General features: G+C 36.8%; 17 protein-coding genes and 1 pseudogene. 7 read left to right on the top strand and 11 right to left on the bottom strand.

All coding sequences use genetic code 11. From position 1 onward, the window contains the following. Window positions 1–219 precede the first annotated feature (219 nt). Window positions 220–1,167 (top strand): IS110 family transposase, encoded by a 948-nt coding sequence (locus MKX49_RS27705; protein WP_231892157.1) that lies wholly within the window; start codon window positions 220–222, stop codon window positions 1,165–1,167. 92 nt (window positions 1,168–1,259) lie between these two features. Next, window positions 1,260–1,451 carry a hypothetical protein gene (locus MKX49_RS27700; protein WP_101226107.1) on the top strand — a complete coding sequence of 64 codons (192 nt, stop codon included), beginning with the start codon at window positions 1,260–1,262 and terminating at the stop codon, window positions 1,449–1,451. Window positions 1,452–1,780: 329 nt separating this feature from the next. On the opposite strand, the gene MKX49_RS27695 is transcribed toward MKX49_RS27700, so the two are convergent. From MKX49_RS27695 to MKX49_RS27680, 4 genes are all read right to left on the bottom strand, one after another. Beyond that, entirely contained in the window at window positions 1,781–2,221 is a 441-nt protein-coding gene (locus tag MKX49_RS27695) for a CoxG family protein (protein ID WP_048687801.1), read from the bottom strand. A gap of 291 nt (window positions 2,222–2,512) precedes the next feature. Continuing rightward, window positions 2,513–3,055, bottom strand: coding sequence for a GNAT family N-acetyltransferase (locus tag MKX49_RS27690; protein WP_340878388.1), 543 nt, complete (start codon window positions 3,053–3,055; stop codon window positions 2,513–2,515). Window positions 3,056–3,836: 781 nt separating this feature from the next. Next, window positions 3,837–4,334, bottom strand: a complete 498-nt coding sequence (locus tag MKX49_RS27685; protein WP_340878387.1) for an LURP-one-related/scramblase family protein — start codon at window positions 4,332–4,334, stop codon at window positions 3,837–3,839. 260 nt (window positions 4,335–4,594) lie between these two features. Then, window positions 4,595–5,041 carry a GyrI-like domain-containing protein gene (locus MKX49_RS27680; RefSeq protein ID WP_323599170.1) on the bottom strand — a complete coding sequence of 149 codons (447 nt, stop codon included), beginning with the start codon at window positions 5,039–5,041 and terminating at the stop codon, window positions 4,595–4,597. A gap of 583 nt (window positions 5,042–5,624) precedes the next feature. On the opposite strand from MKX49_RS27680, the pseudogene MKX49_RS27675 reads away from it, so the two are divergent. From MKX49_RS27675 to MKX49_RS27660, 4 genes and pseudogenes are all read left to right on the top strand, one after another. Further along, window positions 5,625–5,714 (top strand): annotated as a pseudogene (locus tag MKX49_RS27675) (carboxypeptidase); the annotation flags it as partial. 88 nt (window positions 5,715–5,802) lie between these two features. Continuing rightward, window positions 5,803–6,342 carry a VanZ family protein gene (locus tag MKX49_RS27670; protein WP_340878386.1) on the top strand — a complete coding sequence of 180 codons (540 nt, stop codon included), beginning with the start codon at window positions 5,803–5,805 and terminating at the stop codon, window positions 6,340–6,342. A gap of 502 nt (window positions 6,343–6,844) precedes the next feature. Next, window positions 6,845–7,792, top strand: a complete 948-nt coding sequence (locus MKX49_RS27665) for an IS110 family transposase (protein ID WP_231892157.1) — start codon at window positions 6,845–6,847, stop codon at window positions 7,790–7,792. A 92-nt stretch (window positions 7,793–7,884) separates the two neighbouring features. Then, complete coding sequence (locus MKX49_RS27660) at window positions 7,885–8,076, top strand: hypothetical protein (RefSeq protein ID WP_101226107.1); 192 nt, start codon at window positions 7,885–7,887, stop codon at window positions 8,074–8,076. 131 nt (window positions 8,077–8,207) lie between these two features. Here the strand turns inward: MKX49_RS27660 and MKX49_RS27655 are convergent, their stop codons facing one another. The 7 genes from MKX49_RS27655 to nikA form a co-directional block, all read right to left on the bottom strand. Beyond that, a complete protein-coding gene (locus tag MKX49_RS27655) occupies window positions 8,208–8,432 on the bottom strand; it encodes a helix-turn-helix domain-containing protein (RefSeq protein ID WP_340878385.1) in 225 nt (74 codons plus the stop codon). A 10-nt stretch (window positions 8,433–8,442) separates the two neighbouring features. Further along, the gene (locus tag MKX49_RS27650) at window positions 8,443–8,934 is read right to left on the bottom strand and encodes a DUF2975 domain-containing protein (protein ID WP_323599168.1); all 492 of its coding nucleotides are present in this window, start codon (window positions 8,932–8,934) and stop codon (window positions 8,443–8,445) included. 365 nt (window positions 8,935–9,299) lie between these two features. Next, a complete protein-coding gene (nikE, locus tag MKX49_RS27645; RefSeq protein ID WP_340878384.1) occupies window positions 9,300–10,121 on the bottom strand; it encodes a nickel import ATP-binding protein NikE in 822 nt (273 codons plus the stop codon). A 33-nt stretch (window positions 10,122–10,154) separates the two neighbouring features. Continuing rightward, entirely contained in the window at window positions 10,155–10,982 is an 828-nt protein-coding gene (nikD, locus tag MKX49_RS27640; protein WP_323599167.1) for a nickel import ATP-binding protein NikD, read from the bottom strand. A gap of 18 nt (window positions 10,983–11,000) precedes the next feature. After that, window positions 11,001–11,831: a nickel ABC transporter permease subunit NikC gene (gene nikC, locus MKX49_RS27635; protein WP_340878383.1), complete on the bottom strand. Its 831-nt coding sequence runs from the start codon at window positions 11,829–11,831 to the stop codon at window positions 11,001–11,003. Continuing rightward, complete coding sequence (gene nikB, locus MKX49_RS27630; protein WP_340878382.1) at window positions 11,828–12,772, bottom strand: nickel ABC transporter permease subunit NikB; 945 nt, start codon at window positions 12,770–12,772, stop codon at window positions 11,828–11,830. Before nikB ends, nikC begins: the two co-directional genes overlap by 4 nt. 17 nt (window positions 12,773–12,789) lie before the next feature. Then, the gene (gene nikA, locus MKX49_RS27625) at window positions 12,790–14,415 is read right to left on the bottom strand and encodes a nickel ABC transporter substrate-binding protein (RefSeq protein ID WP_340878381.1); all 1,626 of its coding nucleotides are present in this window, start codon (window positions 14,413–14,415) and stop codon (window positions 12,790–12,792) included. 944 nt (window positions 14,416–15,359) lie between these two features. On the opposite strand from nikA, the gene MKX49_RS27620 reads away from it, so the two are divergent. Then, the gene (locus tag MKX49_RS27620) at window positions 15,360–15,959 is read left to right on the top strand and encodes a polysaccharide pyruvyl transferase family protein (protein WP_340878623.1); all 600 of its coding nucleotides are present in this window, start codon (window positions 15,360–15,362) and stop codon (window positions 15,957–15,959) included. Window positions 15,960–16,731 lie beyond the last annotated feature (772 nt).

Raw genomic sequence — 16,731 nt, 5'->3', positions numbered from 1 at the left:
AATAGAGTCTAACCCATTAACCCCTTGACAATAATGGAAAATAACAATACAACCAGGCTGAACTTTTTTTGGTGGATCTTAAGGAAGATACCCTGTATAAGAAACTGGTTGTGACAGTATGGAAGAACCATTTAGTGTACTACTAGTACGTATACAAAAATTTTTGTAACAAATCTCCTGTCATATGTATTGTTAATTTTTTTTGAGGTGATTTCTCCTATGGAAGCAATGATTGAACGGTGTGCTGGCCTAGATGTACACCAAGAAACAGTAGTAGCCTGTGTATTATTTGGTCCATTAGATAAAAAGCCAAAGACCTCTATTGAAACTTTTTCAACTACAACAACGGGACTCTTGGCTTTAAGTGATTGGCTCGCTACCCTGCAGGTATCCGATGTTGTGATGGAAAGTACCGGAGTCTACTGGAAACCAATATGGAATATACTCGAAGGTTCTTTTCACCTTGTTCTTGCCAATGCCAGACATGTCAAAAATGTTCCAGGGCGTAAAACTGATGTGAAAGATGCCGAATGGCTTGCCAAGCTTCTAAGATGCGGACTTATTGAAAACAATTTTGTCCCACCAGAGGATATTCGTGATTTACGAGATCTTACTCGTTATCGAAAAAAATTGATTCATCATCGCACATCAGAGCAGAATCGCATTCACAAAATCCTTCAAGATGCTAATATCAAGCTAACATCCGTTCTATCAGACATTTTTGGTTTATCGGGACGTCGTATCCTTGAAGCGATTCTAAATGGTGAAAAAATAGAGACCGATGGTCTTCGAAAAATGGTGGATTGGCGAACAAAAGCAAGTATAACTGACATTGCAAGTGCAATTAATGGTCGTATTCGCCGTCATCATCGTGATATGTTGCGTTACCATTGGGATCATATGGGTTATTTAGAACAAACCATAGAAGAATTGGAAAAACAAATCGATCAACTCCTGTCCCCCTATCGTAAGGAAGTAGAATTATTGGATGGTATACCTGGTGTGAACAAAGCTGCCGCAGCCACTTTTATTGCGGAGATGGGTGTTGATATGTCCGTATTTAAGTCAGCTAAACATCTTGCCTCTTGGGCTGGTGTGAGTCCTGGAAATTACGAAAGTGCTGGTAAAAAAAAACGAGTAAAACCACACAAGGAAATAAAGCTTTAAAAACAATGGCCGTAGAATGTGTATTAGCAACATCAAGGCAAAATAATAGAATTGCTTCACATCGAAAAAGGATTACTAAACGACAGGGGAAAATGAAGGGACGAATCGCTTCTGCCCATTTACTATTAACGATTACTTACAACATCTTAAAAACAGGAGAACCTTATCATGAACTAGGCTCAAATTACCTTGAAGAAAAACAAAATAACAAAGAATTAAAAATGATCGAATACCTAAAAAAGAAAGGCTATACAATCGCTCCATCTGAACAACAAACTGCATAACCAGTTAAATAACGACATAGTACATTTACCCCCATCAAAAAAATGAGAATATGGAGGGTTTATTTTAGCATGGCTTTTTACTATTGTGTTTTCATACAAAAAAGCTGCCTTAAAGACAGCTCCGTTCTTCAGCTAACGCATCCGTTAGCTCATTAAGAAAAGCGATTCTGGAATATTAAAAAAGAGGCCATCCTTTTGGACAGCCCCCTTTCCGCTATTATAAAATTTCTAGTAGCGCTCGATATCATTATATTGGTTACTTCGGAATGTTACCATCCATAATTCAGAGAAGGCATCTCCAAAATGAATTGGCTTTCAATCTTTGAAAACTATGAGAATACTGCAATTTTACGTGCGATAGATTCTGTTAAACGAGATGCTACTTTTGGAACAGCCCATTTAATAATTGGTGTTAACACCGCACCAGATAATCCGCCTGCATGGATTTCCACCGTACAAGTCATTATTGTTTTACCATTAACATCTTCTGCAGTAAAGTGACCGCTTCCTGTAAAATTATCTGATAAACCTTTTAGTTCAAACTTAATATTTGAAGGTTCATTCCATTCGGTAATATCTACCTGAGCTTGGATTGTTTTCTTTATACCTTTCACACTACCTTCAAATGTCCAAATAGATTGCTTGTCATTTATGATTTCATGTTCTTTATAGGCTGGTACTGTCGTTGCCCATTTTTCGAGATCACTGACATAATCCCAAACTGCCTGTACATCTGCTGGAACTACTACAGTATGCGTTCCCGTTGCCATTATGATCCCCACCTTCACTATGTATGAATTGCAACTTTACATTTCTACAAAATAATTATTACATAAAAAGCATGAACTTACATCTATTTGTAGAATTAAAATTTTCCAATCCTCCTCAATCCGGCCCTTTAATGGAATAACAGGACTGACGCTTTTAACCGACTATAATGTCACTTAATAGTATTCCTTATGGAATTGTCCTGCCCCGATAGTTGCATAAAGAAAAAGCTGCCTTATAGACGGCTCCGATCTTCAGCTAACGCACCCATTAGTTCTTTAAGGTATGAATTACTACTTATTCCAATCCTTAGCTAACATACCGTAAACAATATGGTCAACATAATGGTCATACAACCATTCTGCTTGTCTAATACAACCTTCATTAACAAAACCCAATCTTTCAGGAATTCCTCTACTTTTCTTATTCTCCACAGCAACCCTAATTTCAACTTTATCTAGTTTCAATTCATTAAATGCATAATCAGTCAATGCCTTAGCTACTCTTGTCATAACTCCATTTCCTTGATATTTTTCTCCGAGCCAATAACCAATATATGCAGTTTTATTTGACCAATTTATTTGGTTATAACCTGCTACACCAACAATTTGTCCCTTATACATAATAACTGTATTGACACTCTTGTTTTCAGCAATACCTTTTAAAGACATATTAATGAACCCTTTTGTATCTTCAAGTGTTGTTGTATTATCCAGCCAAGGAAGCCATTCTCGTAGATATTCTCTGGATTGATTTGTTATTTCGAAAACTCTTTCTGCATCCTTTAATTCTAACAGTTTCAATGATAACTCCTCATCAATCTTATGTAAGAACATACTCATCCCCCTAATTTTTCTATTGGTTTATTTTGTATATTAACATATATGATTAATGGATAAATCACTTGTTTATTATGGAGCTAATCTGCCCCGTCTCTTCAATAAGCCCCTGCTACAGAATTAACTGTAAACAGGGGCTTGTCGGTACTGATCCTGAAATTGCATCTATATAAATCGCATCTGACCTACCAGGGCAGACTTATGTTTATTTAACTATGTATTACATTACCCATGGCTTTGCCATTGTCTTTACTACGTTTGACAACAATCTTTAAAACATGTCATATGTTATATGCAATAAACTGATGCGAAAAATTTTTAGTCCTTCCAGAACCATTTACGAATCCATTTGGCAGGAATGGCAACCAATACAGCAATTACAATAAGAACTACTTTAAGTATAAAGAATCGTTCATCTAAAGGTATCAAAATATTTCTTCCACATGTATGACGTATTTTTTATTTTGTGCAGAATGTAATTCAGTTTGCATTTCGTATATTTCCAACCCTCCCATAGTCATCCCCCTCATTATCCTTTTCCTATTAATTTTACCATAAAAAACCATTGTCTTTATTCAACTATCCTGCCCCCTAGTGCCATAAGAAAAGAGCTGCCTTAAAGACAGCTCCGATCTTCAGCTAACGCACCTGTTCGTTCAACAAGATTTTACCTTTATCCACCACATGGTCTAGTCATTTAATTAGGATACAATTCACCGTACCAGTTCAAGCTGTGATTTTACAAAAACTGTCAGCCTTTTAATTTTACACTTCTATTTTAAATCGACGCTGATGAGGAAGCAGCTGCTTGATCAGCCTTCACACAATCAATTGCAACAACAAGTGCAATAATAATCGTTTCCATCTCTTCATCAATTATTTGAACCTTGTAGCTATCGCCCCAAGTGAACCACTCCTTGCCCACTTTACCTACGATTTTACCATGCTGTAAAACTTGAAAATCCATATCCCACCAATTACCATGTACTTCAATGCCTGCCGCATCAATTGTATATCGTGCTTTTAAGAAGGAAAATTCCTTCTTTATTGTTAATACCTCTCGACCATTCACCTCAACCAAAAACTTTGGTAAAAAGCTGAACACCTTTTTCGTTATGAGTGCTACTTCATCTCTTGCTGTATTCATAATGGAGAAGGTCTTCGGAACTTGCATAAAACTTCCCTCCACGTAATATATATCCTTCTCCTGCTGATCCTTTACTGTAAATTTCCCGCTTAGACTGAATACCTTCTGTTTAATATAAAGCTGCCTCATACTAATGCCTCCCAACCTTAAGTCTTTACATTACTTACGTTTTAAATGGGCATTGGTTCCAATCTTATTCATTAAATTCCAAATAATAACTCCACTCAAAAGTGCCTTCTTTTCGGTTCACCACTATTTATCCTTACCTAATTTACCTTTTGTAAAGGCAGCAATCCTTCCTTCGCAATCTGACCCAATTGTTCAATAACTCCTTATGTACTCTTGAACTATCCTGCCCCGTTTGTTGAAGAAGATTTTTGATTTGTCTTTTAAGCCTGAATTGGTAAATAAATCTGTACTTCTTCATTGCATTCCCCCATAAGGTGATATGTCTCGATAATATAAGAATCGAGATCTCTTTGATAACCTTGTTCTTCTGCCCAATTCAATAAATTCAAATGAAGTTCTCCCAAATTAGATATATTCCCTCTTGTAGTTATGAAACTTTTATTTATTTCAATATAATCCATACCTGTTGGTACTTCATATAATTTCTCACTCACAATTAACCCTACATAATAATGACCTATCCTATGCTCCTCATCCTTTTTAGGCTCAAATAATGCAATTTCGTTCTCTGTTGGATTTAGTATTTCGTTTAAGCGACTTAATAGTTGCTTTGCACGCAAGGGTACTTCATTACCAAAGTTAACAAACTCCCCACTACCCTTTAATCCAACCAGCTTAAATTCTTTTTTAACCATCATAAACGACATATTACCCTCTCCTATTCACACGAAAATTCCATAATATTCTATTTTTATTTATTCAACAAAAAAATCCTTACATCCTGCATTGAAGTAAGGATTTCATACTGAGTTCTGCAACTGTTATTCAACTAACCTGCCCCGTTCGTTCATTAAGAAAAGCGATTCTTATCGGAACAACTTTATCGACTTGATTACAATTTCTCTGCAGGTATGTCAAAATCCATCAATTATTGGTGTTGGTTTTGAATAAAGTTTGATTAAAAGTTTTCTGTAAACCCCAAGCAATAAAAGGAATCAAAATGGTTTCCTTTCTTTTTGAATGTACTCTCCGTTTTCAAAAAGTTTAGCCAAAACTCATTTAGAAATCTTTGATTGAAAAGATAAAGTATCACAACTTTATACAAAACTTCTCATCTATCTTCAAACATCGCAATTTTATTTTAAATACACAATTACCAATGGCGAATTCCTAAGAAGATTAATAATAAAATCCAAGTAAAAATTTAAGAAAAATTTAATGTTTACCCCACTATTTATTTTAAAAGTTTTTCCTATCCTAAAACATGTTACTTCATGGAGGAGACTAGAAATGAAAAAGTGGGAATTTTATTGGTTTTTTGCATTAGCTTTTATTTTTAAGATATTACCGATATCCCAAGATAAAGTAGAGGATCAAATCTGAAAAATTTTCGGAGATGATAGCATAGTGTAAAGTAGGATAAAGCATAGATTATAAATTTGAAAAGAATTAGGAAATGAGGATTTATATGGAAAACTCAAAAAACAATCAAAAAAAAATAACTGCTGGCTTGTTGGCCGTATATTTATTTGCATTAACATGGATTATAGTCTTTAAAATGCAATTTTCATTCCAAAGCTTGCCGGATTTTAGGGAAATCAACTTAATCCCTTTTGCTGGTTCAGCTAATGTTAATAATCAAATAGATTTTAATGAAATAATCTATAATGTACTTGCATTTATCCCATTGGGAATTTATATTAGTATGCTAAAACCAAATTGGTCTTTCTTGAGAAAGATCGCAGTAATAGCAGGAGTTAGTTTGTTATTTGAAGGATTGCAATTCATCTTTGCTATAGGTGCAAGCGATATAACTGACTTTATGGGGAATACATTAGGTGGAATTACTGGAGTTGGAGTTAATATTGTATTTTGTAAGCTGTTCAGTACAAAATCAAATAAAATCCTTAATGTTTTAGCTTCAATCGGAACGATATGCATTGTTGCGCTATTACTGTTATTAATATACCCCAGGATTAGTGGTGTTATTATTTATAAAGTTTCCTAAGTAATTGGAGAATTGCTGTTCATGAAAATTACCAGAGGGTATGCCAGCAGATTCTTTATTTATAAAACAAGAATGACAAATATCACAAGCCACCTATTTTGAGGATGGCTTATTTAAATTCTATTTCTCTAAAAACAGAAAATATCCTTCTTCAACAAACTGGCCCAATAGTTGAAGAAAAGCCAAAGAGCACTTTTCAACTATCCCACCCCGTCTGTTCCATAAGAAACTCCTATGGCGGCGCTCCTCGCCGCCACCATCTACTACGAAAATCTAAACTCAAAATAGAGTCTAACCCATTAACCCCTTGACAATAATGGAAAATAACAATACAACCAGGCTGAACTTTTTTTGGTGGATCTTAAGGAAGATACCCTGTATAAGAAACTGGTTGTGACAGTATGGAAGAACCATTTAGTGTACTACTAGTACGTATACAAAAATTTTTGTAACAAATCTCCTGTCATATGTATTGTTAATTTTTTTTGAGGTGATTTCTCCTATGGAAGCAATGATTGAACGGTGTGCTGGCCTAGATGTACACCAAGAAACAGTAGTAGCCTGTGTATTATTTGGTCCATTAGATAAAAAGCCAAAGACCTCTATTGAAACTTTTTCAACTACAACAACGGGACTCTTGGCTTTAAGTGATTGGCTCGCTACCCTGCAGGTATCCGATGTTGTGATGGAAAGTACCGGAGTCTACTGGAAACCAATATGGAATATACTCGAAGGTTCTTTTCACCTTGTTCTTGCCAATGCCAGACATGTCAAAAATGTTCCAGGGCGTAAAACTGATGTGAAAGATGCCGAATGGCTTGCCAAGCTTCTAAGATGCGGACTTATTGAAAACAATTTTGTCCCACCAGAGGATATTCGTGATTTACGAGATCTTACTCGTTATCGAAAAAAATTGATTCATCATCGCACATCAGAGCAGAATCGCATTCACAAAATCCTTCAAGATGCTAATATCAAGCTAACATCCGTTCTATCAGACATTTTTGGTTTATCGGGACGTCGTATCCTTGAAGCGATTCTAAATGGTGAAAAAATAGAGACCGATGGTCTTCGAAAAATGGTGGATTGGCGAACAAAAGCAAGTATAACTGACATTGCAAGTGCAATTAATGGTCGTATTCGCCGTCATCATCGTGATATGTTGCGTTACCATTGGGATCATATGGGTTATTTAGAACAAACCATAGAAGAATTGGAAAAACAAATCGATCAACTCCTGTCCCCCTATCGTAAGGAAGTAGAATTATTGGATGGTATACCTGGTGTGAACAAAGCTGCCGCAGCCACTTTTATTGCGGAGATGGGTGTTGATATGTCCGTATTTAAGTCAGCTAAACATCTTGCCTCTTGGGCTGGTGTGAGTCCTGGAAATTACGAAAGTGCTGGTAAAAAAAAACGAGTAAAACCACACAAGGAAATAAAGCTTTAAAAACAATGGCCGTAGAATGTGTATTAGCAACATCAAGGCAAAATAATAGAATTGCTTCACATCGAAAAAGGATTACTAAACGACAGGGGAAAATGAAGGGACGAATCGCTTCTGCCCATTTACTATTAACGATTACTTACAACATCTTAAAAACAGGAGAACCTTATCATGAACTAGGCTCAAATTACCTTGAAGAAAAACAAAATAACAAAGAATTAAAAATGATCGAATACCTAAAAAAGAAAGGCTATACAATCGCTCCATCTGAACAACAAACTGCATAACCAGTTAAATAACGACATAGTACATTTACCCCCATCAAAAAAATGAGAATATGGAGGGTTTATTTTAGCATGGCTTTTTACTATTGTGTTTTCATACAAAAAAAGCTGCCGCAGCAGCCTACCTAAATGATCTATTGTCCTTGAGTGCCCTCTTCACTTTTGTATTCCAAAAGATCCCCCGGCTGACAGTCCAAAGCCTTACAAATCGCTTCTAACGTGGATAGTCGAATCGCTTTTGCTTTTCCATTTTTCAATATAGAAAGGTTAGCCATCGTTATTCCAATCCTTTCCGAAAGTTCTGTTACGCTCATTTTCCTTTTAGCCAGCATTACATCAATATTGATTATTATTGCCATGTTATTCACCTCAGACTATTAAGTCATTCTCTGATTTTATATCGATGGCTTCTTGTAAAAGTCTTTGAAGGACAGCCGCAAAGACAGCAATCACCATGGGGGCAAAAACCATGACCATTCCGATTAGTACGAGACCCGGTGCGTCATCTACTTCCGCCATGATATAGACGAATGGCAGGGCCACCACATACAAGCCAGTGATAATGATGGCACATTTTTTGATTTTCTTTAGAGCTCTTACTGATAATTCCGAGAAAGCTTTATTCTTGTCAATATAGCTTAATAGGTTAAACGATTGATACAAAGCGAAGTAAAATGGGATTGCCGACACATACATAACCATTAATAGGCCATATACCACATAAGCCAAATCTGAACCTCTTTCTGCTGCTTCATTTGCTTCATTCGCTATCTGAGGCAACAAAAATAGACACAAAGCAAGAACCGGAATGCCGATAAAAATAACAGCTACCTTTAAAAAGAGTGTTGAACTTCGTTTCATGAAAAGCACCTCATTTAATTATTGTCAATTTGAATTTAACACGTATTTTATTGTTTTACAATAAAATATTATTGAATTTAATTACATTATTACTGTTTATGCATTTATAAGACAAAAATAAAAAGCATTCCCCCTTACAGCGAAACGCTCGATAGCTTGTGAAACCAACTTCCCCTTTAGTTGCAAAAACAAAAGAAGCTGCCAGATGGCTGCCGGATATTCAACATAAAAACGAAAGCCCGCATCGCTAAATCATAAAAAACGATAACGGGTATAAAGTATGCTATTGCAACTCCTCAAATATGAGATAAACAAGGGCCTCGATTTTCAAACGGAAATCGAGGCCTTCAAATATATATTCTAAACTAGGGCTTGTTAATCTTCATTGGAAGAGAACGAAAACGCGGATGCTCAGCGAGTATAGAACTTCTCATCTGTTTAACGACAGGATGTTCTGACGAAAAAAACTGATCTTTAGAATTGTAATGCTCGATTAATTCTCCTTTTTCCAGTACACCCAAAGTATCAGAGATTGAATAAGCCGCTTTAATATCATGTGTAATAAAAAGATAAGATAAGCCGAAGTCTTTTTTCAACTCACTTAATAATTCTAAAATCAATGTTTGATTAACCATATCCAGACTGCTTACGGATTCATCCAAGACGATTAACAGTGGCTTAAGAGAGATTGCTCTAGCAATATTAATTCTTTGCAATTGTCCACCGCTAAATTGGTGTGGGTATTTTTTTAAATCCTTTTCACTTAGGCCCACTCTTTCCAATAACTCAATAACCGTTCTTTTTTGTTCGGCTACGGTTAGTTTTTCATAGTTTTCCAATGGCTCGCCTATAATACCTTCGGCGGTCATTCGTGGATTGACAGCTGAATATGAATCCTGAAAGACGACTTGTAGATCCCGGCGTATCTTTTGTCGGGTAAGCTTATCAGCGGTATAGATATCATGCCCTTGAAACAGAACCTGTCCTTGCTGTGGACGTTCTAAACCAAGGATCACTTTTCCTAATGTACTTTTTCCAGCTCCACTCGTGCCAAGCAGCCCTAAACATGTTCCTTCGTCAATGGAGAGGGAAATGTCAGTGAGTACTTTTTTAGAAGGCTCTTTCCATTTTAAAAACGTATGAGAATTATAGCTATGAGTTACTGCTTTTACTTGTAATAAACTCATTTGTTCACCCCTCCAAAAAATGCAGTCCATATATCACGACATATGGGTGATAGGCTCTTCATGTTTAATGCTAAGGCGGGCATTTAGCAGTTTCTTTGTGTATTCATGCTGCGGATTATCAAATAGTTCAAACACATTTGCTGTTTCTACAATTCTGCCATGTTGCATAACGACTACATCATCTGCCATTTCAGAAATGACGCCAAGATCATGAGAAATGAGTAAAATGGATGTTCCATATTCAGAACGGATTTTATCCAAGTGGCGAAGTACCTGTAATTGGTTATGTACGTCGAGTGCAGTCGTCGGCTCATCAGCAATAATAACGGAAGGCTGTAAACATGCGGCCATCGCAATCATCACCCGTTGAAGCATACCTCCACTCAGTTGAAAAGGATAGCTTTTTAATAGTTTCGCGGGATTTGGCAGGTTTACATTTTGCATCGCCTCGATGGCAAGCTCTTTTGCTTGTTTTTTATTCAATGCGGTATGAGACCTAATCGTTTCGACAAATTGATTGCCAATTGTAAAAACAGGCGTAAATGAATTCATCGGATTTTGCATAATAAAGGCAATATCCTTGCCGCGAATACCACGTATTTCTTTATCGTCCAAACCATTTAATTCTCGTCCTTGAAGGGTAATGCTCCCTTTAATTGTCGTTGTTTTCCGATCAAGAAGCTGTAGAATGGACATACTCGTAACGGTTTTACCACTCCCACTTTCCCCAACAAGACCCAATACCTTCCCTTTTTCCAGTTCAAAATTAATATCCTGAACGAGGGTGGAAGCACCATCCTTTGTTTGTACTTGTACATGTAGATCGCTCACTGTTAATACATTCGACCGTTCTGTTCTCAATCTTCTCATTCCTTTTTATTAACGACGTTTGACTCCAAAACGTTCTGATAGCGCTTCGCCTAATAAATTGAAGGTGACGACAACAAGCATAATCATCAAACCTGGATATAGCATTAATTCTGGATTCGTCCGAATATAGGATTTCCCTTCATGAATCATTGCTCCCCATTCTGGTGTAGGGGGTTGCACGCCCAAACCTAGAAACGACATGGCCGATATATCCATGATGGCCCAACCCATTTCTAATGTACCCATAACAGCGAGCGGAGGAAGAACATTTGGAACAATATGTTTCTTTATTATCTTCCATTGAGAAGAACCGCTTATTTTAGCCGCCGCTATATAGTTTTGTTCTTTTAGACTAAGTACCATTCCTCGGAAAATTCTCGCATAATATACCCATTGTACAAGCATCAATGCTATGATGACCTGTTTAAGGCCAGGTCCCAATATACCAACAAGTCCAAGAATGAGCAAAAGGTTCGGAAATGCCATAACACCATCACACAGTCTCATTAGCACCTGGTCCACCCATCCACCTTTATAACCAGCAAGGGTTCCGACAATCAAACCGATGCCTAAAGATGAAATAAAGATTAATGTAGCAAATCCTAACGAAATGCGAGCTCCATATAAGATGCGTGATAACGTACATCTTCCTAAATGATCCGTTCCCATTGGATACTCAAAAGAAGATGGCTGTAGTTTATTAGCTAAATTGACAGCAATAGGATCATTAGGTGCAATCCAAGGAGCCAAGATGGTGATGATAAATAGGAAGCTTAATATTATTGAACAAAGGACAATCACTTTCTGACTTCTCATCATAATACGAAGACTTGTTATCATTGACGTTGCCCTCCTTTTCTGGAGATGCGTGGGTCGATACACATTTGGATTAGGTCAACAATCAAGTTGCTAAAAATGAAAAGTCCCGCAGCTAAAAGCACATAGCATTGAATGACAGGAACATCCCGATTAAAAATAGCTTCAATGAAATAACGACCGAATCCTGGCCAGGAAAAAACCGCTTCGACGATAATGGTTCCAGTCAGCAGCTTTCCTAAATTCATCCCCAGTCCAGTAATCATGGGGGATATGGCTATTCTCAATACATGTTTTCCCATAATGACTTTTTCATGAATCCCTCTTGTGCGAGCAAAAAGGACATAAGGTTCCTGTATATTTTCAAGAACGCTAGCACGTAATAGTCGAGTATACAAAGCTATTAATGGCAAAGCTAAAGTAACGGAAGGAAGAACCAGATGTTGCCAAGTCCCGATTCCTTCGACAGGAAATAGGTCGAGTTTAACAGAAAAGAAAAAAATTAATAAATAACCAAGCCAAAAAGAAGGGATGGACGCCCCGAAAAAAGAGAGAAGGCGACTAAAATGGTCAATACCACTGTTTTTCTTAATGCCTGCCAAAAATCCTAGAGGGACACTGACCAGGATAGCTAATAGGATGCTACCTAAAGCTAACTGAATGGTCGCTGGCATTCGATAGGTAACCTCTTCCCAAACAGGTTTATTCGAAAGATAAGATATGCCAAAATCAAATTGGCATATCTTAATAATAGAATTTACATATTGAACATGGAGGGGTTGATCTAAGCCAAACTCATGTCTTTTCTGAGCCAATATCTCATCTGTAGATTGGATATGTGCTGCAGATAAATATGCCTCAGCTGGGTCCACAGGTGAAAGGTGAATCATTCCAAACGTTAGAAGAGTGGCCAAAAGAAAGATGGGAATAATGGCCATAATTCGTTTCAAGATATATGTGCCCATGATAACCCTCCTGTAACTTACTTCTCGATGCTAATTCCTGTGAATGGATGTTCATCCCGGTTAGCAGGGAATGTAAAATTAGATACATCTTTTTGGTAAACAGCTATTTTCTTAATATAAGAAATAGGCACAATCGCTCCTTGGTCTTGCAGTGATTCCAAAATGGTTGAGTAAAGTTCTTGACGTTCTTTTTCATCTGTTGTTCCAGGAACATCTGCAATTTGTTTTAACAACTCAGCTCTGTTCGGATAAGATGAAATGGCTTCGTTAAAACCAAATCCTTCCGAACCAACGACATTTACGAAAGTATGTGGATCATATGGAGCGCCATAGTTACTAAAGAAATTCAATTCAAAATCATTAGCTTTGAATCTTTCAATTTGTACCGTAAGCTCAACTCCAACGATATTCAATTTAACACCCAGTGCCGCCCACTCGGATTGTAATGTTTCGGCCATTGCTTTTTGAATCGATTCTGCAGAGTCGTACATTAACTCGATTTCAAGCGGCTTTCCGTCTTTCTCACGAACGTTTTTTCCTTTTGGAAGCTTCCATCCTGCTTCATCTAATAAAGCTTTTGCTTTTTCGACATTATAATCAATCGCTGTTACATCAATGTCTGAAGTATACGGGAAGTTTGTCGGTAAAATGAAATCTGCCTTCTCTTCCAACCCAGAAGTAACTCCGTCAACCATTGCTTTTTTATTAAATCCATATTGTAACGCTTGACGAACACGTAAATCAGAAAGTTGTTCTTTCTTCGTATTCATAACTAGTTGTCTTGTCGCAACCGGATCAGAAATACTAGTCTCATAGTTACCTGTTGTTTCTAATTGTTTAAAAGCATCCAGACTGATAGCACCTTCACCATAAATTAGGTCCAGGTCACCTTTTTCGAAAGCAAGAACACGGGTTTCCGCATCAGGAATGATCTTGACTTTGATTTTCTTAACTTTAGGGAGTTCACCCCAATAATTTTCATTGCGTTTGAAAATAGCATATTCATCTGCTTTATGTTCTTCCAAAATCCACGGCCCTGTACCGACTGGTTTTGTAACACCTTTAGAAGTGTCACCATCTTTAGGGAATCCAGCATCACCTAAGAATCGGACTGGACGAACAACGGCTAACTCTTGAATAGTAGGATAATATGGCTCCTTTAATGTTAGTTTAAATGTGTTTTGGTCGATTACTTCCGTTCGATCCACTTTCGTAATAAAGCCCAACCAACTATGTAAATCAACATTTTTCAATATAGTATCAAAGTTCTTTTTCACAATTTCAGCATTAAAGCTCGTACCGTCAGAAAATTTCACATCTTGACGGAGGTTGAACGTATATTCCTTCCCATCCTTGGAAATTTCCCAAGATTCAGCTAAATGCGGTTTCAGCTTACCTCCATCTTGGTAGCTGACCAAAGGTTCATATATCATTGATGTAGCGAATAATTGAGAAGGATTATAGACATGCGGATTCATTTCACCTATATCCCTCGGCCAAGCCAAAGTAAGCATGTCCTTACTGTCTTTGTTTGAAGTTGAATTTTCTTTTGATTCATTTGTACATCCAAGTAAAAGCGTTGATAAAATTAAAACGATTGCCGATATTAATAACACTTGTTTGCTGTTTCTTCGTTTTGACATCACATTGGTGCCCCCTGTATCATATTGAGAATTATTTTCAATTGTAATGAGTAACTATATTATTGTCAATATAATGTCGAAACTCTCGAAAAATATAAATATGTTTATAAGAAATCATATGTAGATACGTAGAACCCCAATATCCTTTTCAGCCATAAATGATGATGCTGCTCCGAATATTCACACGTTCGCCCCCTTTTAAAACCGGTATTGTTCGTGAAAGTAAGGAACTTGACCAAAACATTCCGTCGTGAAGAAATAATCATCATTCACCTGTTTTTTGATAACACAATCATCAGTTGCAATCCTCTTAACCTTATAAGAGTATAAAGCCGATAATATTATTCTAGAATAATTATTTATACGTAGAAGACATCGGAAGGTGGACATTTAATCGTTGTATAGATTTGTGAATGTCCCAAACGCTCTTGCTGAGAATGCCGAAACATATATGGTATGGATTTCGTTTTTTCTTTAAATTCTTGAATGATTATTATGATATTCCCTCACGTCCCTGGACTTTCGCCAGCAGTTTAATAAAAACAAAGTTATGACCCTGATTATATTCATCAATCACTTCATACAAATAGTCATCGTATAAAGCGTTAATTCCTGGGAACCGTCCATATTCCTTTTCCCTGTTCTAGATATGGAATTTTAAAGCCCTACTATAGTTCCCATTACGAAGAACATAAAAATATCAAAGAAAAGACCTCCCATAAGTTCAGTGAACTTACGAAAGGTCTCCACTATGGTGAAATAAGTGTGATTCAAAACTGAAAGTTAGCATTTCACTAATCTCCACCTTACAAACCCCTATTTTACGGATTCAAGCGATGATTACTTCATGCCATCCATTCAACTTAATAGGAAGTAACAAGGTATTAAATGTGTCTCCAGTAATGGAAAACGGAGTACAGCTGTAAACAGTCCACACTCCACTTCTGATTGGAGATCCCGGGATCTTGCTTAACCCGCCCACAGTGATTAGGAAAAAGGAAAAAATAGCAGCAATAAACTGGGTTACAACATTCAACCGATTGTACGGCCAGGATGAAGCTGCTATTGAAAATGCGCTACTACAAGTATCCAAAAAATTAATAAAGTCGGGTTATAAAATTTTATTGTACGTGTTCTGGGGCAGTGACCGGGAAGCCTCCAAACGACTTTACGATAACTTGAATGACCCCTTGAATGTGACTTATGATCCATCATTATACTCAGAGGAAGAGCTTATTGAAAAACTCTCTGTCTGCAGTTTGAGCATTAACTTTAAACTTCACGCCAATATCCTTTCCTTAGCAGGAAATGTCCCCTGTATCGCCCTCGGTTACAGATTTAAAGTATTTGATTTGTTTCAGTCCCTTGGGCTGGAGAATTTAGTCGTTTCAACCGATTCCGATACACTAGCTCTCGATATTATGGAAGGGATCCAGGAAATTGAACTAAATAATGAAAAGATAATCGAACAATACAAAAAGAAGAAGGAACATTTCAGTCCCTTAATCATTGAACCTATAAAAAATAATTTCACAGTAGACTAAGTTTTAGATTTAAATATCCAACTTCCAAAAGCTTCAAATACATTTTCTAAATCCGTAAAATTCACCTCCAGACATCAAGTTTCGGGGGTGAGTTTTTTTCTGAGGTTAACTCCAACTGTTTTTAATTACTCCTAATACATCTACAACGATGGGTTTCATATCAAACTCATGCAAAATAACCGAAGCAATAGATGCAAGTAAAGGGAAAGCCGCCTTAGGGTCATTCATTTTAATCTAAATTTTAACAAACCCTTTTACTTAGAATGATTCTAGGAATTGATGTTCTCCTCCTTCCCCCAGAAAATTTGTATTTCTTTTTTCAAACCCAAGGACAAAGAAAACGATTAAGTTATTGCTTGTCCACTTCGAAAAAAGCTTCAAAATTGGGCAATTGTTTCTGTTACTTTGACCCAACAAGGTTTAGATAGCTTTAGTATGTAGATTTTAGTGAATTATCAGATAGTTATTACTCTGAAATTGTATAACAAGAAGGCACTCCTTTTAAAAGGAGTGTTTATTAAGTATGCACATAAAAAAGCACCTGTTTAAGGTGCTAAGCTTGACGTTTTTTATAGTTGATTTTCTAGACCAATTAGAGATTGCATAGTACTTGTAACTAGCATAGGTTGCTACTCGAGGGGATCTAGCTGCCTTCCTTAATTTACTTAGACGGCTCTTATTTCCCTATAAAACGCTATCATTGTTTGGCCTGCGTGGTCTTGGCTTCGCTACAAGACATAAGTATCCCTGGCCTTGGGACTCCTTTTGTCTT

This window comes from Peribacillus sp. FSL M8-0224, assembly GCF_038003055.1.
In the GTDB taxonomy this organism is placed as follows: Bacteria; Bacillota; Bacilli; order Bacillales; family DSM-1321; genus Peribacillus; species Peribacillus frigoritolerans.
This window is presented reverse-complemented; position numbering and strand designations above follow the sequence as displayed.